At 69.2% G+C, this 23737-nt stretch carries 26 protein-coding genes; 22 read left to right on the forward strand and 4 right to left on the reverse strand.

Annotation, left to right across the window (positions count from 1 at the left end; all coding sequences use genetic code 11):
- Positions 1–2 precede the first annotated feature (2 nt).
- The 4 genes from rbfA to Y710_RS06140 are packed head-to-tail and all read left to right on the forward strand — an operon-like array spanning position 3 to position 3649.
- The gene (rbfA, locus tag Y710_RS06125) at positions 3–473 is read left to right on the forward strand and encodes a 30S ribosome-binding factor RbfA (protein WP_006896216.1); all 471 of its coding nucleotides are present in this window, start codon (positions 3–5) and stop codon (positions 471–473) included.
- Positions 470–1432 carry a DHH family phosphoesterase gene (locus Y710_RS06130; RefSeq protein ID WP_006896217.1) on the forward strand — a complete coding sequence of 321 codons (963 nt, stop codon included), beginning with the start codon at positions 470–472 and terminating at the stop codon, positions 1430–1432. The genes rbfA and Y710_RS06130 overlap by 4 nt, the downstream gene beginning before the upstream one ends.
- Positions 1433–1447: 15 nt before the next feature.
- Complete coding sequence (locus tag Y710_RS06135) at positions 1448–2722, forward strand: MATE family efflux transporter (RefSeq protein WP_062366821.1); 1275 nt, start codon at positions 1448–1450, stop codon at positions 2720–2722.
- 45 nt (positions 2723–2767) lie between these two features.
- Entirely contained in the window at positions 2768–3649 is an 882-nt protein-coding gene (locus Y710_RS06140) for a type IV toxin-antitoxin system AbiEi family antitoxin domain-containing protein (RefSeq protein ID WP_006896219.1), read from the forward strand.
- Between the two features lie 53 nt (positions 3650–3702).
- Here Y710_RS06140 and Y710_RS06145 read toward each other — a convergent pair whose 3' ends face one another.
- A complete protein-coding gene (locus tag Y710_RS06145; RefSeq protein ID WP_331436954.1) occupies positions 3703–4158 on the reverse strand; it encodes a GNAT family N-acetyltransferase in 456 nt (151 codons plus the stop codon).
- An 89-nt stretch (positions 4159–4247) separates the two neighbouring features.
- Here Y710_RS06145 and Y710_RS06150 point away from each other — a divergent pair, with 89 nt between their 5' ends.
- From Y710_RS06150 to truB, 3 genes are read left to right on the forward strand one after another with little or no spacing between them, the layout of a single operon-like run.
- Positions 4248–5243, forward strand: a complete 996-nt coding sequence (locus tag Y710_RS06150; protein WP_039867345.1) for a metallophosphoesterase family protein — start codon at positions 4248–4250, stop codon at positions 5241–5243.
- Positions 5240–5914: a 4'-phosphopantetheinyl transferase family protein gene (locus Y710_RS06155; RefSeq protein ID WP_045538518.1), complete on the forward strand. Its 675-nt coding sequence runs from the start codon at positions 5240–5242 to the stop codon at positions 5912–5914. Before Y710_RS06150 ends, Y710_RS06155 begins: the two co-directional genes overlap by 4 nt.
- A gap of 1 nt (position 5915) precedes the next feature.
- Positions 5916–6815, forward strand: coding sequence for a tRNA pseudouridine(55) synthase TruB (gene truB, locus Y710_RS06160; RefSeq protein ID WP_045538520.1), 900 nt, complete (start codon positions 5916–5918; stop codon positions 6813–6815).
- Between the two features lie 499 nt (positions 6816–7314).
- On the opposite strand, the gene Y710_RS06165 is transcribed toward truB, so the two are convergent.
- Complete coding sequence (locus Y710_RS06165) at positions 7315–7995, reverse strand: metal-dependent transcriptional regulator (RefSeq protein ID WP_197462915.1); 681 nt, start codon at positions 7993–7995, stop codon at positions 7315–7317.
- A gap of 58 nt (positions 7996–8053) precedes the next feature.
- On the opposite strand from Y710_RS06165, the gene Y710_RS06170 reads away from it, so the two are divergent.
- The 5 genes from Y710_RS06170 to Y710_RS06190 all read left to right on the forward strand — a co-directional run bounded on the left by Y710_RS06170 (position 8054) and on the right by Y710_RS06190 (position 14235).
- On the forward strand, positions 8054–9016 hold the full coding sequence (locus tag Y710_RS06170; RefSeq protein ID WP_081598100.1) for a bifunctional riboflavin kinase/FAD synthetase: 963 nt from the start codon (positions 8054–8056) through the stop codon (positions 9014–9016).
- Between the two features lie 154 nt (positions 9017–9170).
- Positions 9171–9440 carry a 30S ribosomal protein S15 gene (rpsO, locus tag Y710_RS06175; protein WP_006896227.1) on the forward strand — a complete coding sequence of 90 codons (270 nt, stop codon included), beginning with the start codon at positions 9171–9173 and terminating at the stop codon, positions 9438–9440.
- A 424-nt stretch (positions 9441–9864) separates the two neighbouring features.
- Positions 9865–12132 carry a polyribonucleotide nucleotidyltransferase gene (locus Y710_RS06180; protein WP_062366823.1) on the forward strand — a complete coding sequence of 756 codons (2268 nt, stop codon included), beginning with the start codon at positions 9865–9867 and terminating at the stop codon, positions 12130–12132.
- Between the two features lie 179 nt (positions 12133–12311).
- Positions 12312–13553 carry a sensor histidine kinase gene (locus Y710_RS06185; protein ID WP_006896229.1) on the forward strand — a complete coding sequence of 414 codons (1242 nt, stop codon included), beginning with the start codon at positions 12312–12314 and terminating at the stop codon, positions 13551–13553.
- Between the two features lie 43 nt (positions 13554–13596).
- Positions 13597–14235, forward strand: coding sequence for a response regulator (locus Y710_RS06190; protein WP_039867346.1), 639 nt, complete (start codon positions 13597–13599; stop codon positions 14233–14235).
- Positions 14236–14269: 34 nt separating this feature from the next.
- Here Y710_RS06190 and Y710_RS06195 read toward each other — a convergent pair whose 3' ends face one another.
- Complete coding sequence (locus Y710_RS06195) at positions 14270–16312, reverse strand: neutral/alkaline non-lysosomal ceramidase N-terminal domain-containing protein (RefSeq protein WP_006896231.1); 2043 nt, start codon at positions 16310–16312, stop codon at positions 14270–14272.
- 175 nt (positions 16313–16487) lie between these two features.
- On the opposite strand from Y710_RS06195, the gene dapB reads away from it, so the two are divergent.
- From dapB to Y710_RS06210, 3 genes are read left to right on the forward strand one after another with little or no spacing between them, the layout of a single operon-like run.
- Complete coding sequence (gene dapB, locus Y710_RS06200) at positions 16488–17240, forward strand: 4-hydroxy-tetrahydrodipicolinate reductase (protein WP_006896232.1); 753 nt, start codon at positions 16488–16490, stop codon at positions 17238–17240.
- A gap of 6 nt (positions 17241–17246) precedes the next feature.
- Positions 17247–17735, forward strand: coding sequence for a hypothetical protein (locus Y710_RS06205; RefSeq protein ID WP_006896233.1), 489 nt, complete (start codon positions 17247–17249; stop codon positions 17733–17735).
- A 27-nt stretch (positions 17736–17762) separates the two neighbouring features.
- Complete coding sequence (locus Y710_RS06210; RefSeq protein ID WP_062366825.1) at positions 17763–18215, forward strand: flavodoxin family protein; 453 nt, start codon at positions 17763–17765, stop codon at positions 18213–18215.
- 179 nt (positions 18216–18394) lie between these two features.
- Here Y710_RS06210 and Y710_RS06215 read toward each other — a convergent pair whose 3' ends face one another.
- Positions 18395–18922, reverse strand: coding sequence for a hypothetical protein (locus Y710_RS06215; protein ID WP_062366827.1), 528 nt, complete (start codon positions 18920–18922; stop codon positions 18395–18397).
- A gap of 236 nt (positions 18923–19158) precedes the next feature.
- Between Y710_RS06215 and Y710_RS06220 the strand changes: the two genes are divergently transcribed.
- From Y710_RS06220 to Y710_RS06250, 7 genes are all read left to right on the forward strand, one after another.
- Positions 19159–19965: a thymidylate synthase gene (locus Y710_RS06220; RefSeq protein ID WP_006896236.1), complete on the forward strand. Its 807-nt coding sequence runs from the start codon at positions 19159–19161 to the stop codon at positions 19963–19965.
- A gap of 33 nt (positions 19966–19998) precedes the next feature.
- On the forward strand, positions 19999–20487 hold the full coding sequence (locus tag Y710_RS06225) for a dihydrofolate reductase (protein WP_006896237.1): 489 nt from the start codon (positions 19999–20001) through the stop codon (positions 20485–20487).
- Complete coding sequence (locus Y710_RS06230; RefSeq protein WP_062366828.1) at positions 20484–21215, forward strand: class I SAM-dependent methyltransferase; 732 nt, start codon at positions 20484–20486, stop codon at positions 21213–21215. The genes Y710_RS06225 and Y710_RS06230 overlap by 4 nt, the downstream gene beginning before the upstream one ends.
- 1 nt (position 21216) lies before the next feature.
- A complete protein-coding gene (locus Y710_RS06235) occupies positions 21217–21630 on the forward strand; it encodes a helix-turn-helix domain-containing protein (protein ID WP_006896239.1) in 414 nt (137 codons plus the stop codon).
- A gap of 78 nt (positions 21631–21708) precedes the next feature.
- A complete protein-coding gene (locus Y710_RS06240) occupies positions 21709–22116 on the forward strand; it encodes a VOC family protein (RefSeq protein WP_006896240.1) in 408 nt (135 codons plus the stop codon).
- Between the two features lie 32 nt (positions 22117–22148).
- Entirely contained in the window at positions 22149–22496 is a 348-nt protein-coding gene (locus Y710_RS06245) for a nitroreductase/quinone reductase family protein (RefSeq protein ID WP_006896241.1), read from the forward strand.
- An 8-nt stretch (positions 22497–22504) separates the two neighbouring features.
- A complete protein-coding gene (locus tag Y710_RS06250) occupies positions 22505–23734 on the forward strand; it encodes a winged helix-turn-helix domain-containing protein (RefSeq protein ID WP_062366889.1) in 1230 nt (409 codons plus the stop codon).
- The last annotated feature ends 3 nt before the right edge of the window (positions 23735–23737 follow it).

Genomic DNA, 23737 nt, shown 5'->3' on the forward strand with positions numbered 1-23737 from the left:
TCATGGCAGATCCTGCACGGGCCGCTCGGCTCGCCAAACGGATCACCACCATCGTCGCCTCGGCGATCGGTGGGGAGATCAAGGACCCGCGCCTGGCTCATGTGACGATCACCGATTGCCGGGTCACCGGCGATCTGCACGACGCCACCGTGTTCTACACGGTGCTGGGCGACTCGGTGGATGCCGAGCCGAACGTAGCGGAAGCGGCGGCCGGCCTGGCCGCCGCGACCGGCGTGCTCCGGTCGAAGGTCGGCGCCGGCACCGGAGTCCGGTTCACCCCCACTCTGCGGTTCGAACTCGACACGGTGCCGGACGCGACGCGTGCGATGGACGAGCTCCTCGCCCGCGCACGCGCCCGGGACGAGTCGGTGGCCCGCGCCGCTCGCAATGCGCGGCCGGCGGGCGACGTCGACCCGTATCGGCACGACGAGGAAGAGTCCGCGTCGGACGAATCCGGGGGCGCGCTCGGGTGAATCCCGCTTCGAGCGACTCCGTGGCTGCCACGCTGCTCGGCGCCGATTCGGTGTCGATCATCAGCCACGTCCGTCCGGACGCCGACACCATCGGCAGTGCACTGGGACTCGGGCTGGCGCTCACGGGGCTGGGGAAACGCGTGCACTGCGCGTTCTCCGGTCCCGAGGCGCTGCCCGGTCCGCTGCGCGAACTGCCGGGAGTAGACCTGCTCGTGGACGAGGCGGGGCTGCCCGTCGCCGATGTGACGGTGGCGGTCGACGCGGCCACCGTCGAACGTCTCGGCGGGCTGGAGCAGGTCTTCACCTCCGGAAGCACCACCGTCTGCATCGACCACCACGTCTCCAATCCGGGATTCGCGGATCTGGATCTGGTGGACCCGCAGTCCGATTGCACGGCGTCGATCGTGCTCCGGGTGATCGATCGGCTCGGCGCGAGCCTCACCGCGGACATCGCGACCTGCCTGTACGCGGGCCTGGTGACTGATACGGGCTCGTTCAAATGGGCGCGGCCCGCGTCGTTCGGTGTGGCGGCACGACTCCTCGAGGCCGGTGTCGACGGTCCGCGGTGGAGCCGTCTCCTCCTCGACGCCCACCCGTACTCGTGGCTGCAGATGCTCTCGGAGGTGCTCGCCGATTCCGTGCTCGATGAAGGCGCACTGGACGGGCGCGGACTGGTGTACGCGGTCGTGAACGCCGATCAGATGTCGGATATGAACTGGGACGAGTCGGAGAGCGTCATCGACGTCGTGCGCACTGCGCGGGAGGCCGAGGTGGCAGCCGTCTTCAAAGAGGTGCGGGCGGGCGAATGGACCGTGTCGCTGCGGAGCAAGACCGACGTCGACGTGGTGCCGATCGCGAGGTCGCTCGGCGGTGGCGGCCACGTGCGTGCGGCCGGGTACAGCGACACCGGAGACGCGGCAGAGGTCGTCGGGCATCTGCTCGCCGCCCTGCGCAGGTGATCGGCGGCGTCGAGAGTGCTGAGACTCGCCGGGTCGGCACTGGTGGTGCTCATCGCGCCGCCGCTGTACCTGATGCTCGATCTGGCCGTGGTCGGCCGCCTCGGCGCGACCGAACTCGCGGCCCTGACCGTGGCGACGCTGGTCCTGTCGGTCATCAGCACTCAGTTGACCTTCCTCTCCTATGGAACCACCGCGCGGTCGGCGCGCGCCTTCGGTGCGGGTGATCGACGCCGGGCCGTCGACGAGGGAGTGCAGGCGAGCTGGATCGCGGTGGGCGTGGGGGCGGCGATCGTCGTCGTCGCGTGGCTCCTGGCGCCCGCGGTCACCGGCGCGCTGGTGCCCGACCACCAGGTCGCGGCCGAAGCGGCGTCCTGGTTGCGCATCGCCGTGTTCGGCGTGCCGCTGATCCTTCTGGCGATGGCCGGCAACGGGTGGATGCGCGGAGTGCAGGACACCCGGCGGCCGGTGTATTTCGTGGTCGCGGGACTGGCCGTGGCCGCCGTGCTCTGCGTCGGTCTGGTGCACGGGGTCGGCGGACTCCCGCGACTCGGCCTGCAGGGCAGCGCCTGGGCGAATCTCGTGGGGCAGTCGCTGACGGGGATCGCCTTCGCGGTCCGGCTGATCGGCGAGAGTCGTGGCCGGCTGCGCCCCGACTGGCCGGTGATCCGCGCCCAGCTGACGATGGCCCGCGATCTGGTGCTGCGGAGCCTGTCGTTTCAGGTGTGCTTCATCTCCGCGGCGGCTGTGGCCGCGCGCTTCGGCGTCGCGCAGGTGGCCGCGCATCAGGTGGTACTGCAGCTGTGGGAGTTCAGCTCGCTGCTGCTCGACTCGCTGGCGATCGCGGCTCAGCAACTCGTGGGCGCGGCGCTGGGCGCGGGTGCGTTCCGGGTGGCCCGGCGTGCGGCGACGCGGGCCACCGCCGTGTCGGTGGGGATCTCGGTTCTTCTCGCCGCCGTGCTGGCGGCCGGGGTCGCGGTGATTCCGCGGATCTTCACCGACGATGCGGCGATCCTTGACGCGATGCGCACGCCGTGGTGGTTCTTCGTCGCGATGCTGCCGATCGCTGGCGCGGTGTTCGCGCTCGACGGTGTGCTGCTGGGCAGCGGCGACGCCTCATTCCTCCGGACGGCGACTCTCGCGGGCGCGCTCGGCGCGTTCCTGCCGCTGATCTGGCTGTCGTGGGCCTTCGACTGGGGGCTGGCGGGAATCTGGAGCGGACTGCTCGCGTTCATGTGCACTCGACTCGCCGCGGTGGTGTGGCGGGTGCGCAGCGGCGCGTGGGTGAAGTAGTCGTGTCGGTGGAACCGAGGAGCGTGCCGCTGCGTCCAATAGGACATGGGGGACTCGGGCGCGCTGGCCGCGTTGATCGCTGAACAGGATGGACTCATCACCTCGGCGCAGGCACTCCGGGCCGGTCTCTCCCGCAAGGAGATCCGCGGCCGACTGGACCGGCGGGAGTGGTGCGCGCTCGTCCGCGGAATCTATCGATCGAGTTCGCATCCGCTGACTGAGAGCCTGTTGGTCCGCGCAGCGGTGGCCGCGCACCATGGCGTGGCTGACCGCACCACGGCGGCTTGGTGGCACGGAATGCTCGATGCCCTGGCGTATCCGTTGACCGTCGCGACAGCCAACACGACCACCGCCGACCGGTGGTCGCTCGGCCCGCTGGGCCTCACTCGTCGGCACTACGACGATGCGGACCTGACCACGGTCCGCGGGCTCCGCGTGACCACGCCGCCGGCGACGGTGGTGTTCGGCGCGGCAGCGATGCCGGACGGTGGTCGATTCCTCGACCGGGCGCTGCAGCGCGGTGTCGTCACAGTCACCGAACTCGAGGCCGTCGTCGAGCGCTACGCGGGCAGTCGCGGGATAGGTGAGGCACGCCGGCTCGTGCGCATCGCCTCGCAGGACTCGGAGTCAGAGGCCGAACGGCTCTTCGTACGTCTGCTTCGAGAGGCGGGCGTCACCGGGTGGGTGCAGCAGCTCCGATTCGGACGGTGGCGTATCGACTTCGGCTGGCCCGATCTCCGCGTCGCGATCGAGATCGACGGACTGGCCTTCCACTACCAGCATGACCGGTTCCAGGCGGACCGGGCGAAATACAACGCGCTCGACGCCGCCGGGTGGCGCAAGAAGGTGTACACCTGGCACGACCTGACGGATCGGCCGGGAGAGGTCGTGGACGAAGTGCTCGAGATGCTCAACGCGCGGGTATGACCTCACCGCGATGAATCTGTGCCCGCACCGGGCGCAGATTCATCGCAGCCGGATCACTGCTCGGCGACGACCGGCTGATACTGCGGGAAACGCTCGAGGAACGACTGCACGTACGTGCACACCGGGACGATCTTCGTGCCCTGCGCGGAGAGTTCGTCGAGCACCGAGGCGACGAGCAACCGAGCGAAGCCCGCCCGGCCGTACTTCTCGGTGACGACGGTGTGGAGCAGGACGAGGGTGTGCTCGTCGCGGCGTTCGTAGCCCTCCACTCCGACGAGTTCATCACCCGACCAGAGCTCGTAGCGGTCCCGATCGGGAAAGTTGCGCAGTGTCGGCGCCGGAGTGAGCTCGACCGTCGGCGGCGGAACGGGGACTGATGCGGTCATGTCGTCGACGCTACTACCGGATCGGTGCAGGTCGACGCCGCCACGCCCCAAGCGTGCCACTCCCGGTGACCGCTCAGCGGTGATCACGGAGACGAACTGCGGCACCGTGAATTCGGCGATCACCGCGCCCACCTTCTCGCCGAGGACGTCGTCGCCGGTGTGGAGCCGAAGCCGGGTTCGTCGCCGAGCGGGCTCGTGGCACCATGGTCCCCATGCCAACGCTCTGGGCGGTCAGCGACCTGCACGTCTCACACCGCGGCAACGAGGCGATCCTCGATCGGATCAAGCCGGCCGAACCGGGGGACTGGCTGATCGTCGCGGGCGACGTCGCCGAGCGCACCGACGACATCATCGACACCCTCCGCCGGCTCAAGAACAGATTCCGCACGGTGGTGTGGGTGCCCGGGAACCATGAGCTGTACACCACGGCCAAGGACCCGCTCCAGGTGTTCGGCGTCGCACGGTACGACTACCTCGTGCAGGCCTGCCGTGATCTCGGCGTAGTGACTCCCGAGGACCGGTATCCGCTGTTCGATCCCGGGGACGGGACACCGCCGGTCCGGGTGGTGCCGATGTTCCTGCTCTACGACTACACGTTCCGGCCGGAGGGCACCTCGACGGCGCTGCAGGCGCTCGCCGTCGCACGCGAGGCGAACGTCGTCGCCACAGACGAATTCCTCCTCTCGCCCGAACCGTTCGGCACGCGCGACGCCTGGGGGCGCGCCCGGATCGAGGCCACGCGGTCGCGACTGGAGGCGCTCGACCCCGCCGAGAAGACCGTGCTGATCAACCATTGGCCGCTGCGGCGGGAACCGTGCGATGCGCTGATGTATCCCGAGTTCGCGCTCTGGTGCGGCTCGGAGCTCACCGCGGACTGGCACACCCGATTCAACGCGGCCTGCTGCGTATACGGGCATCTGCACATCCCGAGGACCACGTGGTACGACGACGTGCGCTTCGAGGAGGTGTCGGTGGGATATCCGCGTGAGTGGAGCAGACGCGGGTTGCCGTCGCCGCTGCTGCGGAAGATCGCACCGGACGAGGGACTGCATCCGGCCGATCTCAACGAGTTCGGCGCCCGGTTCGACCTGCCGCCGGACTACCGGGAGCGTGCCGCCGAGTTCCGGGCGCGAGTGGAGCGCACCCGCGCGCGCCGTGCTGAAGCAGAGAAGGACAGGGCCGAGAAGAACAGGAAGGACGGTCGATGATCGACGACCTCATGCCCGCGGGAGTCGGGACCGCCGAGTCGTTCGGCGACCCCGACGGGCTCACCGTGCTTCCCGCCGAGGAGGCGTTGATCGCCAAGGCCGTGGAGAAGCGCCGCCGGGAGTTCACCACCGCCCGGCACTGCGCACGGCAGGCGCTGGGGCAGTTGGGAGTCGCGCCGGTGCCGATCCTGCGCGGTGAACGCGGGATGCCGCTGTGGCCCCGTCAGGTGGTCGGCAGCCTGACGCACTGCGACGGCTACCGTGCGGCCGTCGCGGCATATTCGATGCAGGTTCGCTCGCTGGGTATCGATGCCGAACCGCATCAGGCCCTGCCCGACGGCGTCCTCGACCACACCAGCATCGAGGCCGAACGCGAGGTCCTCGCCGACCGGGACCACGACCTGCACTGGGACCGGCTCCTGTTCTGCGCCAAGGAAGCCACCTACAAGGCCTGGTTTCCGCTCACCGAGCGGTGGCTGGGTTTCGAGGACGCGCACATCACGTTCGAGCGAGACGACTCGATTGGCACCGCGGGCGCGCCTGCGGGTACTTTCACCTCGACCATCCTGATCGACGGAGCGGTGATCGACGGCGGACCGCCGCTGCTGACGCTGCCCGGCCGCTGGCAGATCTCCCGCGGTTTGATCCTCACCACGATTGCACTCACCTGACATGGCAGACGCCTCCATCGAGAACGCCGGACTCCTCGTCGTAGATAAGGCCGCCGGCATCACCAGCCACGACGTGGTGGCCAAGTGCCGCAAGGCGTTCAACACCCGTCGCGTCGGACACGCGGGCACCCTCGACCCGATGGCGACCGGGGTTCTCGTCATCGGCATCGAACGCGCGACCAAGCTGCTCGGGCTGCTCTCGCTCACCACCAAGTCGTACGCTGCGACCATCCGGCTGGGGCAGTCGACGTCGACCGACGACGCCGAGGGCGAGGTCATCGAATCGCGGGACGCCTCGGGGGTCCGCGACGAGGAGATCGCGGCGGTCGTCGCGTCGCTCACCGGCGACATCGAGCAGGTGCCCGCCAAGGTCAGCGCGATCAAGGTCGACGGTCGTCGCGCCCACGCGCTCGTCCGCACCGGGGCCGAGTTCGAACTGCAGGCGCGGCCGGTCACCGTCGACCGTTTCGACGTGCTCGATACTCGCCGGGACGGCGAGTTCATCGACCTCGACGTCGAGGTCGACTGCTCGTCGGGCACTTATATCCGTTCTCTGGCAAGGGATCTCGGTGCCGCGCTCGGCGTCGGCGGGCACCTGACGGCGCTGCGACGCACCGCCGTCGGGCCGTTCACCCTGGAGCACTCGCGAACGATGGCCGATGTCGACGAGAATCCCGGTTTGAGTCTCGGCATCGACGACGCGGCCAAGTTGTGCTTCCCGCATCGCGCGATCTCCGACGACGAGGCCGAGTCGATCAGCCAGGGCCGCTGGCTGGAGCCGGTGGGCATGAAGGGTATCTACACGGTGGTCGATCCGCGCGGGCAGGCCATCGCTCTCGTGCAGGAGAAGGGCAAGCGGGCGAGTTCGGTGATGGTCGTGCGACCGGCGACGCTGCGCTGAGGGCGGCCGAAGGTCTGGTCAGGTCCGCCAGAGGGGGCAGGCAGGCTCATCGAGTAGCGAGCGCATCGAGACTCGAGTCTGAACGTGGTGCGGGTCTCGATAGGCCGCGGCGCTGCGCGCCGGGGCTACTCGAGGAGCCTGTCGGGAGGGTGGTTTCAGGCAGGCTCATCGAGTAGCGAGCGCATCGAGACTCGAGTGTGAACGTGGTGCAGGTCTCGATAGGCCGCGGCGCTGCGCGCCGGGGCTACTCGAGGAGCCTGTCGGGAGGGGGTTTCTGGCAGGCTCATCGAGTAGCGAGCGCATCGAGACTCGAGTCTGAACGTGGTGCAGGTCTCGATAGGCCGCGGCGCTGCGCGCCGGGGCTACTCGACGAGCCTGTCGGGAGGGTGGTTTCAGGCAGGCTCATCGAGTAGCCCGCGAACGTAGTGAGCGAGCGTACCGAGATTCGAGTGTGATCGTGGTGCAGGTCTCGATAGGCCGCGGCGCTGCGCGCCGGCACTCAGCCGTCGACGAAAATCGCGCGGGCGGCGATGTCACCGAGATGGATCGGGTCCGAATCGTCGACGCAGACGGTGATGGTGCCGGCGAACGAGCGCTTCTCGGTGACCCGCACCCGGCAGTCGAGATTGACGCCGATCTCCTCGAAGTACCGCAGCATCTCCGGATCCGAGTCGGAGATGCGGGTGATGACCCCGGTCTGGTCCACGTCGAGGTCGGCCAGCTGCACGGCGCCGGCCTCGGGCACGGTGCCGTCGGACGCCGGGATCGGGTCGCCGTGCGGGTCGCGCTTCGGGTGGCCCAGCTTGGCGTCGATGTGCGCCAGCAACTGCTCCGAGACCGCGTGTTCGAGGATCTCGGCCTCGGCGTGCACCTCGTCCCAGCGATAGCCGAGCTCTCGGACGAGGAAGGTCTCGAGCAGGCGGTGCCGCCGGACCATGCCGACGGCGGCCACCCGCCCCGTCTCGGTCAGGGTCACCGCGCCGTAGGGCGCATGGTCCACGAGACCTTGATCGGCCAGTTTCCGAATGCCCTCCGACGCGGTGGACGGTGAGACGCCGAGCTTCTCGGCCAGCAACTTCGTGGTGACCTTCGTGTCCGACCACTCCTGCGAGGTCCAAATCACTTTCAGATAGTCCTGGGTTACCGAGGTGAGTTCGTTCACCGGGCGAGAGTCGGGCATGCGTACGACCTTACCCACCGAACGCGCAGCGGCTGCTGGCGAGTCGTAGGCTTAGCGTGTGTTGCGTTGGCGAGGTTTGGACGACATCCCTGCGGGCTGGGGCCGATGCGTGGTCACGATCGGCGTGTTCGACGGAATCCATCGCGGGCACGCGCAGTTGGTCGCCGCCGCCACGAAGGCGGCGGCCGAGCGCGGTGTGCCCTCGGTGCTGATGACCTTCGACCCGCACCCGTCGTCGGTGGTGCGGTCGGGTGCTTACCCGCCGCAGTTGTCGACGCTGCGGCGGCGTGCCGATCTCGCCGAGGAGATGGGGATCGACGTGTTCTGCGTGATCCCGTTCTCCGCGACCCTCGCGGCCCAGTCGCCGGAGGATTTCGTGCACTCGGTCCTCGTCGAGGAACTGCACGCGGCCGAGGTGGTGGTCGGCGACAACTTCACCTTCGGCCACAAGGCGCTCGGCGACGTGCCCAAACTGCGTGAACTGGGGGAGCGGTTCGGCTTCGAGGTCACCGCGATCTCCCTGTTCGGTGAGCATGCCGTGACCTTCTCGTCCACCTACATCCGGTCGTGCATCGCGGCGGGCGACGTGGAACTGGCCGCCGAGGCGCTCGGCCGGCCGCATCGTGTGGAAGGCGTCGTGGTGCACGGCGAACGCCGGGGCCGCGACCTGGGTTTCCCGACCGCCAACGTCGCGCCGCCCGAGCACACCGCGATCCCCGGCGACGGCGTGTACGCGGCATGGTTCACCGTGCTCGACAGCGCCACGCAGCCCGACGGGGTCACCATCGGCCGGCGGTACCCGGCCGCGGTCTCGGTGGGCACCAACCCGACCTTCTCCGGCAGAGTCCGCACGGTGGAGGCCTACGTGCTGGATGTGGAGGCCGACCTCTACGGTCAGCATGTGGCGGTCGACTTCGTCGCACGGCTGCGCGGCATGGAGCCCTTCGACAGCGTCGACGCACTGATCGCGGAGATGAACAACGACGTCGAGCGCACGCGCACCCTGCTGCGGGCGGAGTGACCCGCCCGAGCGCTCCATGCGCCGGCGCTGATTTCCGGTCGGGGGTCGAGCGCTGGTAGTCTTGGCCGCCGGTGTCAGCTGCGGTCCGTGGCGGCGCACCCCCTGCTGGTTGCAGGGCCTGGAGCACGGAACTGAAAAATCAAGGAGATCTCTCATGGCTCTGACCGCCGAAGAGAAGAAGGCCATCCTCAGCGAGTACGGTCTGCACGAGACCGACACCGGTTCGCCGGAGGCGCAGGTCGCACTGCTGACCAAGCGCATCACGGATCTGACCGAGCACCTCAAGTTCCACAAGCACGACCACCACAGCCGTCGTGGTCTGCTGCTGCTCGTCGGTCGCCGTCGCCGCCTGCTCAAGTACGTCGCGAGCGTCGACATCAACCGCTACCGCTCGCTGATCGAGCGCCTGGGTCTGCGTCGCTGACGCCCCCTGATTGCTTCTGTGGCCGTCGTTCCCACGCGGAACGGCGGCCACAGCTGTCTGTCGGGCACGGCGGCATCGGGATTCGTCGGCGAGGACGCCGCGGACACGCCCGACGGTCGCCGCAGACGACAGCCGCCGTCCCAGCAGGGAGAATGTTAGGCTGGTAGCGGACGAAGGCCGCTTGGCGGCAGTTCGGTAGTGATCGTCGGATCGGTCCTCGGTAGTGGCCGCCGGAATCCCCAAGCGATTCCGGCCGCTTCGATCGAAGGCCGTCTGCTCACGGCGCAGGTGCGCCGTCCACTTCCGGCGCGAGACTCGCGCCCATCGTCTGTCGGTTCGCCGCGCCTTGCGCGAACCGACCGCTGAATACAGGCCGCAGGCGCCGTCGTGGTGTCGTCGCGGCCGCCACGAAAGGTAAACACTCTTGACTGACGTCAACGCCGACTTCGATGATTCGATCACCGAAGTCTCCGCCGTCATCGACAACGGAACGTTCGGCAAGCGCACGATCCGCTTCGAGACCGGCCGCCTGGCTCTGCAGGCCGCGGGTTCGGTGACCGCGTACCTCGACGAGGGCACGATGATCCTCTCGACGACCACCGCGTCCAAGTCGCCGAAGGAGCACTTCGACTTCTTCCCGCTCACGGTCGACGTCGAGGAGCGCATGTACGCCGCGGGTCGCATCCCCGGCTCGTTCTTCCGCCGCGAGGGCCGCCCGTCGACCGACGCGATCCTCACCTGCCGCCTCATCGACCGTCCGCTGCGTCCGTCGTTCGTCGACGGCCTGCGCAACGAGATCCAGATCGTCGAGACCGTCCTGTCGCTCGACCCCAAGGACCTCTACGACGTGGTCGCGATCAACGCGGCGTCCGCATCCACGCAGATCTCGGGTCTGCCGTTCTCCGGTCCGGTGGGCGCCGTGCGCGTCGCGCTGATCCCGACCGAGCAGAACAAGGCCGGCCAGTGGGTCGCATTCCCCACCGTCGAGCAGCTCGAGGGCGCGGTCTTCGACATGGTCGTCGCGGGACGCCTGATCGACGGCGGCGACGTCGCGATCATGATGGTCGAGGCCGAGGCCACCGACAACGTCCTCGCGCTGATCGCCGACGGCGCCCAGGCGCCGAGTGAGGCCGTCGTCGCCGAGGGCCTCGAGGCCGCCAAGCCGTTCATCGCCACCCTGTGCGAGGCGCAGAAGCAGCTCGCCGCGGCCGCCGCGAAGGAGACCCGCGAGTTCCCGCTGTTCCCGGCCTACCAGGACGACGCTTACGAGGCGGTCGCCGAGTTCGCCACCACCCGCCTCGGCGAGGCGATGGCGATCGCCGACAAGCAGGAGCGCGACAACGCGACCGACGCACTCAAGGGCGACGTGCTCGAGGCGCTCGGCGAGCGCTTCGAGGGCCGCGAGAGCGAGCTCGGCGCAGCCTACCGGTCGCTGACCAAGAAACTCGTGCGTCAGCGCATCCTCACCGATCACTTCCGCATCGACGGTCGCGGCATCACCGACATCCGTGCGTTGTCCGCCGAGATCGGCGTCGTTCCGCGCGCACACGGCAGCGCGCTGTTCGAGCGTGGCGAGACCCAGATCATGGGCATCACCACCCTGGACATGGTCAAGATGGCCCAGCAGATCGATTCGCTCGGCCCCGAGACCAGCAAGCGGTACATGCACCACTACAACTTCCCGCCGTACTCGACCGGTGAGACCGGCCGCGTGGGTTCGCCCAAGCGCCGTGAGATCGGTCACGGTGCGCTCGCCGAGCGGGCCCTGGTGCCGGTGCTCCCGAGCGTGGAGGAGTTCCCGTACGCGATCCGTCAGGTCTCCGAGGCCCTCGGCTCCAACGGCTCCACCTCGATGGGCTCGGTGTGTGCGTCGACCATCTCGCTGCTGAACGCGGGCGTTCCGCTGAAGGCGCCGGTCGCAGGCATCGCGATGGGCCTCGTCTCCGACGAGGTCACCATCGACGGCAAGACCGAGACCCGCTACGTCGCCCTGACCGACATCCTCGGAGCCGAGGACGCGTTCGGCGACATGGACTTCAAGGTCGCGGGCACCAAGGACTTCGTGACGGCTCTGCAGCTCGACACGAAGCTCGACGGCATCCCCTCCAAGGTCCTGGCCGGTGCGCTGAGCCAGGCCAAGCAGGCCCGTCTCACCATTCTCGACGTGCTGGCCGAGGCCATCGACGAGCCGGACGAGATGAGCCCGTACGCGCCGCGCATCACCACCATCAAGATCCCGATGGACAAGATCGGTGAGCTGATCGGCCCGAAGGGCAAGACGATCAACGGCATCACCGAGGAGACCGGCGCCAATATCTCGATCGAGGACGACGGCACCGTGTTCATCGGCGCCGCAGACGGCCCGTCCGCGCAGGCGGCGATCGACAAGGTCAACGCCATCGCCAACCCGCAGCTGCCGAAGGTCGGCGAGCGCTTCCTGGGCACCGTCGTCAAGACGGCCGCCTTCGGCGCCTTCGTCTCCCTGCTCCCCGGCCGCGACGGACTGGTCCACATCAGCAAGCTGGGCAACGGCAAGCGGATCGGCAAGGTCGAGGACGTGGTCAAGGTCGGCGACAAGCTGCAGGTCGAGATCGCCGACATCGACGAGCGCGGCAAGATCAGCCTCGTTCCGGTGCGCGACGGCGCCGATGCGGCCGAAGCCGCGAAGGACGAGGTCGCGGTCGACGCCTGACGGCGACCGCACCTGTTCGATCTAGACGAGCTCGGCCCGGGACGTGTCATGCGTCCCGGGCCGAGCTCGTCGCGGTAGGCATCCGGTCCGCGCCGGAGTGGGGGTAGTGCGGGCACTACCCCGAAGACTCGCGGCCGCTCCCGTGCCCTGGACCGACGGCGATCGATAGCGTTCTTGCCATGACATCAGACGACGCCTATCGGCTCTCACCCTGGCGAATGCTCTCGGGATCGCCGCTGCGCTTCCTCTTCTCCTCCTACCCGTGGCGCGCGGTGGCGTACACGATCATCTCGCTGGCACTGGGCTGGACGGTGTTCATGGCGTACGTGGTGATCGTGCTGCTCCCGTTCGCTCCCGCCTGGTCGATCCTCTTGGGCCGCATCGAGCGGCAGCGGGTCCGGATGCTCCGGATGGCGGCCATCGCCGACCCGCATCCGGCGGTGACCGGATCGTTCGGCGCCCGCGCGCGAGCCCGACTCGCCGAGCCGGTCACCTGGCGTGAGGTGGTGTACTCGCTGGCGCTGGCGGCCTTCGCTCCGTTGGCGACGCTCGGTCTGCTGATCGCCTGCGTGCTGACCGGCGGATTCGCTGCGGCGCCGCTGGTCGTCGCGGCCGGCGGTCAGATGTCGATCGGGCCGTGGCAGCTGGAGACGCCGCAGGAGGCCTGGCGCGTGGTTCCAGTCGCGCTGCCGTTGTTCATCCTCACCCTGTATCTGTTCGGCGCGGCGGCCGCGATCGTGGCGTCCATCGCGGCCGGGCTGCTCGGTCCGCGAGAAGAGGAACTGGCGGCGCAGGTGGCCGACCTGCGGTCGTCGCGAGGAACGCTCGTCGGATCGTTCGAGGCCGAGCGCCGACGGATCGAGCGCGATCTGCACGACGGTCCGCAGCAGCACCTCGTCGGTGCGGTGATGCACCTCGGCGAGATCGCGCAGGACAGTGACGATCCGGCCACGCGGGCCCATATCGAGACCGCTCAGGCGCGTGTGGAGCGGGCGCTGGCCGAACTGCGCGACACGGTGCGCGGCGTCAATCCACGGGTGCTCGACGACCACGGAGTGGAGGCGGCCTGCGCCGAACTCGGCGGACCGGTCCTGGTCCGGGTGATCCGGGGTCCGGGATGGATACCCGGCCGGCGGCTCCCGGGAGAGACCGAGCGCGCACTGTTCTACACCGCCAGCGAAGCGGTGACGAACGCGGCCAAGCACGGCGGCGCGTCGACGGTGACGATCGAGTTCGCCGAGGCGGCGGGCGTCGTCAGCATGACCGTGACCGACGACGGCTGCGGGGGAGCGGTGCCCGCAGCCGGACGCGGGCTGGCGGGCCTGGTGGAACGGGCGGCGACGATCGGGGCGAGTCTCACCGTCGTCAGCCCGGTCGGCGGGCCGACCGTCCTTCGCTGGTCCGGGTCGGTCCGCGGGTGACCCCGTCGGCGTGCCCGGCGGGCCGTCGGCCACACTGACAGGCGTGAGCGTGCGAATCGTGGTGGCGGAGGACTCGGTGCTGCTGACCGAAGGTCTCGTGCGGATTCTCGAGGGCGCCGGGCACCAGGTGGTCGGCACCGTCGCCGATGCCCCGGCGCTGCGCGAGATCGACGTGGATTCGATCGACCTGCTGATCACGGACGTACGGATGCCGCCCGGTGACGGGGACGACGGCCTGCGGGCGGCGCTCGATCTGCGTCGCCGCCGGCCCGACCTGCCGGTGCTGGTCCTGTCCCAGTACGTGGCGGCGGCCTATGCGCGGCGACTGCTCGGAACCGAAGGCGGGGGTCGGGTCGGCTACCTGCTCAAGGAGCGTGTGGGGCGGATCGCCGACTTCCTCCGGGCGGTCGAGACGGTGTGCGCGGGCGGCGTGGTGGTCGACCCGGAGGTCGTCTCGGCGCTGTTCGCCACCGCCGCGCTCGACCGGCTCTCCCCGCGGGAGTCCCAGGTGCTGGCACTGATGGCGCGGGGTGCGAGCAACTCGGAGATCGCGGCCGCCCTGGTGGTCTCGGACGCCGCGGTCGCCAAACACGTCGCCAACATCTTCCTCAAACTCGACCTGCCCCCGGAGACCGACAACCGCCGGGTGCGCGCGATCCTGCTGTATCTCGCTCAGAGCTGACTTCGCCCGCGAGCCGACGGATCCGCGTGCTGTCTCAGCCGACTTTGATGCGGCCGGTCGCGCCGCTGATCGGGCGGAGCGCTCCCGAGGCGCTCTTCACATCGCCGTAGTACCGCACCCGGTAGTCGCCCTCCGCGCCCCGCGGCACACGCCACGTGACGGTCACCTTCGACGCCGACGGGCTGCCGCCGGGACGTTCCCACGTCATCTCGGTGGTCTCGTGATCGTCGTCGTAGGCGACGGTCCAGCCGCGGGCGGTGAGCTTCTCGACGGCGAAGTACCCGGTGGTCGATCCGCCACGACGGATCCGGTTGCTCGGGTAGGCGCCGCAGAAGGCCACCCGGAGCGTGGTGCCGGGCTTCGCCGCGGCGGGCACCTTCGAGATCACCTGGCCGAACCGGCGGCCGGGTATCGGGGTGTCGGCGGGCTGTGAGCCCAGCAGATCCGGCTGCAGGCCCGAGGTGTCGGCCGGACGGCGCCCGGCGGCCAGCCGGGTTCCGCGGGCCATCGCCCGCGCCATGGCGTCGAACTCCTGCATGTAGGCGCACAGCGTCCATCGGCCGAACATCGTCTCGCCGCCCTCGTACTGCTGGGCCACGTACTCCTCCGGCGTCACGGTGTACTGGCTGTAGCCGTTCGAGTAGCCCTGCAGCAGGACGTTCTCCAGCGGGACCTTGAGGGCGTCGGCGACGATCCGGCGGATTCGGAGGCCGGCGACGATCGTCGACTCGCTCGGCAATGCGGCGAGCACGAGGTCGCCGATCCGGATCAATTGCACCGGAAGAGTCTGTTCGATCCACGGCCGCGGCGGGAGGATGCCGAGCGGGAACAGAATCGCCTTCGGCGCCTGGTTGTCGACGATCCACGGATCGGGCGTCGGGGCCGTACCGGCGCCGAGCGCCATCGCGAACTCGTTCCGCACGCCCTCGTTGAGGAATCCCAGTTGGCTGCGGGTGTTGTCCTCCTGGCTGGTGGCCGCCGCAGCGGCGCCCATCATGGCGGGTGAGGTGCGAGCCGCCTTGCCGTGCGGTGTGTAGCGGCCGTCGATCGAGACGTTCGCCATGTCGACGTACCGGGTGGCGGAGTCGACACCGCCGGCGGTCATCGGGCGCGCCGCACGGAAGGCCGCCTGCGCGGCCTGATCCTGGCGGCGCCCGATGATGATGCGATTGGCCCGGTGATCGGCGGTCGGACCGCCCGGATGCATCTTGCGCAGCCACAGGTTGGGGCTCATGTCGCCCGCGTTGGTCTGCGCGTGGGCGCTCACGACGTTCGGGTCGCGCTGTTCGGCCAGGTATGCGGCATAGCCCTTGTTGTCGGCACTGATCAGGAAGTTCGCGTCGGTGAGCGAAGTGCCGTGCGTGGCGAACCAGGTGATCTCGCCGATGACGGCTCCGCCGCGGCGCAGGCGGATGGCCGTCACCTGCGGGTCGATGGCGTCGGGGAAGTGCTTGCGGTCGGCGGCGGGATTGAGCTCGAACGCCGGCATCGACCGGTTCGCGCTCGCGTCGTGGAGTTCGGCGTGCCCGAGTTCGACGGTCCCCGGCCCCAGCGAGGCGTGCGCGGCCGCGACGGCGTCGAGCAGCCCGTCGATCTCGGCACGGAAAGAATTGTGCCGATGGCCCCTGGCGGCGAGGACGTAGGCGTAATCCCATGCGGTGCCGCCGCAGGAGTTGTGGTTGTGCGTCGCGTTGATGTTGACGTTCTGCGCGGTGTACGTCGTGCCGTACCGCTTCGCGAGTTCGGCGAGCAAAGTCTGATGGTGTGAGACGAAGACGCACGCGATGTCGGCGGTGATGAACAGGACGCGCTTGCCGGTGGCCGCGTCGGCGATGATGTACGCCCGCGCCCAGGTGCGCTGCAGCAGTCCCTTCGCCACCTGTTCCATGTCGGAGTAGCCCATCATGCCCTGACCGGCGATCGCTCCCGTCATGTCACCCTTGCCCGCGCCGACGAGATAACCCGACGCGGCGGAGGCCGGTCCCGTCTCGCCGAACGATGCGGCGCCGAGCGCCGTCGCCGCGGTGGCCCCTACGGCCGCGGCTTGCAGGAAGGTTCGGCGTGAGACGGAACTCATGGGACTCCTCGTGTGACTGGTGCTTCAGCGCAGATCGGGTGTGACCCTAGCCCGCTGTTGATCGAACGATCAACAGATGGCTCGGGATTGGCGCACGTTACGGCTCGAGCGGCCGGAGCGGTGCGTTCGGGCGCCTTCTAGACTGGGGTGGATTCACGAGACGAAAGGGTCCCTCATGGGCAACGGCATCCGCGTGGGTGTGCTGGGCAGTAACGGCAAGGTCGGCAAGGCGATCGTCGAAGGCGTCGAGGCGTCGGCGGAGACCGTGTTCACCGTGGGCGTCGACAAGGGCGATCCGCTCTCGGCTTTCGTCGACTCGCAGACCCGCGTCGTCGTCGATTTCACGCACCCGGACGTCGTGATGGACAACCTCGAGTTCCTCATCGAGAACGGCATCCACGCCGTCGTCGGCACCACCGGCTTCACCGCCGAGCGGCTCGACACCGTCCGCGGCTGGGTGGAGCAGAACCCCGGCGTCGGCGTGCTCATCGCTCCGAACTTCGCGATCGGTGCGGTGCTCTCGATGCACTTCGCGCAGCAGGCCGCGCGGTTCTTCGAGTCGGCGGAGGTGATCGAACTGCACCACCCGCACAAGGCCGACGCGCCGTCCGGCACCGCCGGGCGCACCGCGCAGCTCATCGCGACGGCGCGCGCGGAAGCCGGGCTCGGCGCGAGTCCGGACGCGACGTCGACCGGACTCGAGGGTGCCCGCGGCGCCGACGTCGACGGGGTCCGCGTGCATTCGGTGCGTCTGGCCGGTCTGGTCGCGCACCAGGAGGTGCTCTTCGGCACCCAGGGTGAGACCCTCACCATCCGTCACGACTCCATCGACCGGAACTCCTTCGTTCCCGGGGTGCTGCTGGGTGTCCGCGAGATCGTCGACCGTCCCGGGCTCACGGTGGGGCTCGAGACCTTCATGGATCTGTAGTCGTCGGTGGCTGCGAAGAAGAAGGCCGACGCCCGGCCGATCGTCGCGCTCATCGCCTTCCTGGTGGTCGCGCTCTGCGTGTACTTCGTCCTGCTGAGCCGGACCGCGATCGGCCTGATCTCCGACGGCGGTGTCGTCGGCATCGGGCTCGGCGTCGGTGTGATCGTGCTGCCGCTGCTCGGCGTCTGGATGGTGGTGTCGACGCTGCGGTCGGGGATCGAGCATCAGCGGATGGTGGCGGCCGCGCAGGATCTGGGGCGCGACCTCGACGTGGACGACCTGCCCCGGCGGCCCTCGGGGCGGATCGAGAAAAACGCCGCCCTGGAACTTTTCGAGCAGGTCAAGGTGGAATGGGAGGCCGACCCGTCCGACTGGGTGAGCACCTATCGCATCGCTCGCGCCTACGACTACGCGGGCGACCGCTCGCGGGCGCGCGAGATGATGCGGCGCGCCGCGGAGCAGTATCGGGCGGCGAAGGCCGAGCAGCGGTCGTGATCGCGCGATCGGGGGCATGATGGCGTCATGGCTCGATTGCTGATCGTTCACCACACGCCCTCGCCGCACTGCCAGGCGATGTTCGAGGCGGTGATCGCCGGCGCCACCGATCCCGAGATCGAGGGGGTCGAGGTGGTGCGCCGCGCGGCGCTGTCGGTATCCACGAGCGACTTCCTCGACGCCGACGGGTACGTGCTCGGCAGCCCGGCGAATCTCGGCTCCATTTCAGGTGCCCTCAAACACGCCTTCGATTGTTCGTACTACCAGATCCTCGACTCGACGCGGGGTCGCCCGTTCGGGCTGTACCTACACGGCAACGAGGGGACCGAAGGCGCGGAGAACATGATCGACCGCATCACCGCCGGACTCGGCTGGGAGAAGTCCGCCGAGTACGTCATCGCCGCGAACAAGCCGGACAAGGCGGTGCTTGAGGCGTGCTGGGATCTGGGGGCGACGGTCGCCGCCGGACTCATGAGGTAGCACCAAGGTTTGCGTGAGGCACAGTCATACACAAGCGTGATGGAGGTTGTCGGACTCACCGCTGACGCCGGTGAACGGCAGGCTCACCTGGGGCTGCGCAGAGACGCCGAGGACCTGCCAGAACGGACTCCGACAGGGCTCGATGCGTAGTCGACCCGGCGGGTGCAGAGGCGGTCCGGTCAGGTGGACGTCTCGTTGATGCGAGTCCACGCTGCCTGCATCTCGGCGGTCACGTCGGTGCCGACCGAACGGACCCAGCGCAGGGTCGGCTGCCGCCCATTGACGTGGGCGACCACTTTGGTCTGCTCGATGTCGGCGGCGTCGACCTCACGCGCTTCGATCAGATGGAAGTCGAGGTCGAACACCAGGAACACGGCGGTGGTGAAGTCAGTCGAACGGAACGCGCTGAACTTCGCTGCGGTGCCTGCGGATCGCACACCCATCGCCTTGACCTGGATGCGCTGCCCACCCGGCGCTGTGATGTCGTGGGACTTGGTACTGTTCGGCTCCAGCACACCGCCGCGTGCGGCATGGACCACCGCCTCGGCGACGTCGCCGAGCGGCTTGTTGCTGGTGCGTACGAGGCCGCGTCGACGTAGCTCAGCGATGATGGCGGCGTCGAGCCGGAGCAGGTCTTGCACTCCGAGGGCAGTCAGGTCGACGGGGCGACGATCGGTGTCCTTGCTGCTGGTGTAGTCCGTGAACACGTTGTCGAATCAAGTCCGTTCAGTCGGCAGGCCGAGTTCTGGTCGGCGGTCGCTCGCCGATCGACGACGGACGACCGACGGGCTCTTGCTCGTGCTGCACTTCTGTGCGCCATCCAGTTCTCGGATCAAGAATACGCAGTCGGAGAGTCGGAAGACGGCTCCGTGGATGGGTGAGCCGGAACCGCCGATCTCGCCGCTGCGACCGGGACCGGCGAACGCTCGCTAGACTCGACGGCGTGAGCGCGCCGATCCCGACCCCGTACGAGGACCTGCTGAGACTGGTGCTGGAGACCGGAACCCCGAAGGCCGACCGCACCGGGACCGGAACACGCAGCGTGTTCGGCCACCAGATGCGCTTCGACCTCGCGCAGGGCTTTCCTCTGATCACCACCAAGAAGGTGCATCTCAAGTCGATCATCTACGAACTCCTGTGGTTCCTGCGCGGCGACTCGAACGTCCGGTGGCTGCAGGAGCACGGGGTGAGCATCTGGGACGAGTGGGCGTCGCCGGACGGGGAGCTCGGCCCGGTCTACGGCGTGCAGTGGCGCAACTGGCCCACGCCGTCGGGTGAGCACGTCGACCAGATCGCCCTGGCGCTGGAGACGCTGACCACCGACCCCGACTCGCGGCGCAACATCGTATCCGCGTGGAACGTCGGAGAGATTCCGCAGATGGCGCTGCCGCCGTGCCACGCGTTCTTCCAGTTCTACGTCGCCGACGGGCGGCTGAGCTGCCAGCTGTACCAGCGCAGCGCCGACCTGTTCCTCGGCGTTCCGTTCAACATCGCGTCCTACGCCCTGCTCACGCACATGATGGCGCAGCAGGCCGAGCTGGAGGTCGGCGAGTTCGTGTGGACCGGCGGCGACTGCCACATCTACGACAACCACGTCGACCAGGTGCGCGAGCAGCTCTCGCGCGAACCGCTGCCGTATCCGACGCTCAAGTTGCGCAGGGCCGACTCGATCTTCGACTACCAGTACGACGACTTCGAGGTCGTGGGATACCGGTCGCATCCGGCGATCAAAGCGCCGGTCGCGGTCTGAGCCGGTGACACCCTCCTCGGGAACGGAGCGGACATGACAATCACCCTGGTGTGGGCGCAGGACCGCGCGGGAGCCATCGGCCGCGCCGGCGTGATCCCGTGGCGCGTCCCGGAGGACATGCGGCGCTTCAAGGAGATCACCGGCGGCTCGACCGTGATCATGGGTCGCAAGACCTGGGAGTCGTTGCCGACCGCGGTGCGTCCGCTGCCCGGGCGGCGCAACATCGTGATCACGCGGGCGCGCGACTACCGCGCCGACGGTGCCGAGATCGTCGCCGGCCTCGAGGCGGCGCTCGACGCGGCGGGCGAGGCGGCCGCGGTGATCGGCGGCGGGGAGATCTACGCCGCGGCCATCGACCGGGCCACACACCTGCGGGTCACCGAGATCGACGTGCTGGTGGACGGCGCCGACGCCTTCGCACCCGTCGTGGATCCCGACCGATGGGAGTCGGTGACCGTCGGCGAGTGGCTGTACTCGTCGACCGGCACGCTGTACCGGTTCATCGACTACCGGCGACGGTGAGGTGGTTCAGCGCGGGCGGTGACGACTACGCCCGCTATCGGCCGACGTACCCGGTCGCACTGGTCGACGCCCTCGCCTCGGCGGCGCCGGACACTCGCCGCGCGGTCGACGTCGGCTGCGGAACCGGCCAGCTCACCGCGCTGCTGGCCGAGCGCTTCACCGGCGTCGTCGGACTCGATCCGGCGGGCGAGCAGATTCATCACGCGGTGACCGCGGGCAACATCGACTACCGCGTCTGTGCGGCCGAGCACCTCGCAGTCGAAGACCACACCGCGGACCTGGTCACGGCCGCGCAGGCCGCGCACTGGTTCGATCTGAGCGCGTTCTACGGCGAGGTGCGCCGGATCGCGGTCGACGACGCAGTGCTGGCCTTGATCACATACGGGGTCCTCGTGCTCGACGACGATCTGGCGGACCGGTTCGGGACGTTCTACCGCGAGGAGATCGGACCCTACTGGCCGTCCGAGCGCCGGCACGTCGACAACGGCTACGCCGAGCTGGAGTTCCCGTTCGAGCGTCTCGACACACCGGCGGTCACCATCGAACGATCGTGGACGCTCGAGGAGTTCGTCGGCTACCTCGGCACCTGGTCCGCGGTCCGCCGCGCCGGCGAGGCCGATGCCGGCGGGCTCGTCGACGCACTCGCCGCCGACCTCGCGCCGCGCTGGGGCGACGACCGCCGCGTCGTGCGATGGCCGGTGACGGTCATCGCCGGGAGGGTGCGCTGACATGCCCGGTCCGTCCACCCCGCAGTCTCCGGAGACGCTCGCCCACCTCCGTCGCGCTCGGGACCTGATGGATCGCGAATACGCCGAACCCCTCGACGTGCCGACGATGGCGCGCCGGGCGCTGATGTCCACGGCGCATTTCAGCCGGGAGTTCAAGATCGCGTACGGCGAGACCCCGTACGGCTACCTGGTCACGAGGCGGGTGGAACGGGCGATGGCGCTGCTCCGGTCCGGTATGAGCGTCACCGATGCGTGCGTCGAGGTCGGGTTCACCTCGCTCGGCTCGTTCAGTTCCACGTTCCGGCGCCTGACGGGGGAGACGCCCAGCGCCTACCGGGCGCGCTCGCACGAGCCTCTCGAGGGGCTGCCGTCGTGTATGACCAAGATCCTCGCGCGTCCGATGCCGTTCGGCTGACGCCCCGAGGAGCACGGCCGTGGGAACCGAGCAGTTTTCGAGAAGCACGGCGACGGCGGGACCTCTAGCGTTGTCCGCATGACGAACATCGAACTGACCTACTGTCCCATCACCGTCGACGACATCGACGCCGCACTCGGCTTCTACCGCGACGCCCTCGGTCTGGAGGTGACGCGCGACGTCGCCAACGGCGACCACCACTGGGTCACCCTGCGCCTGCCCGATCAGCCGTCGGTCGAGGTGGTGCTGTCGCAGCCCGGAGGCGGCCGCTCGCCCGAGGACGCCGAGGCGATCCACCGTCTCGTCGCCAAGGGCATGATGCCGCCGATCGTGTTCCGCTCCGACGATCTCGATGCGATCTTCGAGAAGGTCTCCGCGTCCGGAGCCGAAGTGCTCCAGGAGCCGATCGATCAGCCGTGGGGGCCGCGGGACTGTGCGTTCCGCGACCCCGCCGGGAACATGGTCCGCATCAACGCCGCCGGCTGACGCGCGGGCGCGGCGCGGTTAGGCTCGTCGAGATGAACACGTTTCAGCGAGTCGCGCACGGTGTCAACAGGCTGGTGGCCCCGATTCTGAGGGCGCCCGTGGTCGGTGGGATGCTGTCGAGATCGATGACCGAGATCACCTACACCGGCCGGCGGAGTGGGAAGCAGTTCTCGCTGCCGGTCGCATACCGCCGCCGCGGCGCCGACGAGGTGATCGTCGGCGTCGCGATGCCGGACAAGAAGAACTGGTGGCGCAACTTCGATCCCGGACCGGCGCCGATCGGGATCCGGCTCGAGGGCGTCGACCGCACCGGCACGGCTGTCGCGAAGTCCACGGACGAGGGCACCGCGGTGTACATCACCCTCGACGCCGTACACTGATGACGGCGATGCGCGCCGAACTCTCGGTGGCGCAGGCCCGCCGCATCGCCCTTGCGGCGCAGGGATTCGCGGATCCGCCGCCGGCGGGCGAGCCGACCCGTAGACATCTGCGACGAGTGCTGAGCCGCACACGGCTGCTTCAGCTCGACTCGGTGAACGTCCTCGCGCGAGCGCACTACCTCCCCGCGTTCAGCCGGCTCGGAGCGTATCGTGACGGGCTTCTCGACGGCGCGGCCTGGCGCCCGAGGGCGCGGAGCCCGCGGCTGCTCGCCGAGTACTGGGCACACGAGGCGGCCCTGGTTCCGGTCGACGACTGGCCGCTGTTCGGCTGGCGGATGGACGAGTACCGCGACGGCCGCTACCGCCATACGCGAGAGGTGCTGCAGCGCAACAGGTCCCGTGCGGCCGACGTGCTCGCCGTGATCACCGATCAAGGTGCGATGACCCCGCGCGAGATCGAGGACGCGCTCGGCATCACGCGGGCTCCGGCCGAGCGCGGCTCCTGGTGGATGCGCGGTGAGGTGAAGCATCTGTGCGAGGCGATGTTCGCGGCCGGTTCGCTGTCGGCGGTGCGGAGCCCGCACTTCCACCGGCACTACGACCTCGCCGAGCGCGTCGTCGGCGCCGAGCGCGTCGGTGTCACGGTCGGCCGGCGAGATGCGCACCGCGAGCTGGTGTCCCGCGCCGCGGCCGCGCACGGGGTCGCGACGGCGGCCGACCTGGCCGACTACTACCGCTTGCGGACCGCCGAGGTCCGCGATGTGCTGGGCGACCTCGTCGACGCCGGAGTGGTGGCGCAGGTGCGGGTCGACGGCTGGAGCGAGCCGGCCTATCTGCACCGCGACGCGCGGCTGCCGCGCCGAGTACCGCATTCGACGCTGCTGTCGCCCTTCGATCCGCTGGTGTTCTACCGCCCGCGCACCGAGCGGCTCTTCGGCTTCCGCTACCGGATCGAGATCTACGTACCCGAACACAAACGGGTGCACGGATACTACGTGCTGCCGTATCTTATGGACGAGGAACTGACGGCTCGCGTCGACCTCAAAGCCGACCGCGCCGCGGGAGTCCTCCGGGTGCTCTCGGCACACGCGGAGCCGGGCGCCGACACCGCGCGGGTCGCGCGGTCGCTGGCCGTCGACCTGGCGGCGCTGGCCGACTGGCGCGGCCTCGACCGGGTGGAGGTCACCGGACGCGGCGACCTCGGTCCCGCCTTGCGCTCCGAAGCCGCCCCCGGCTAATAG

The organism is Gordonia sp. QH-12, from assembly GCF_001578675.1.
GTDB lineage: Bacteria > Actinomycetota > Actinomycetes > Mycobacteriales > Mycobacteriaceae > Gordonia > Gordonia sihwensis.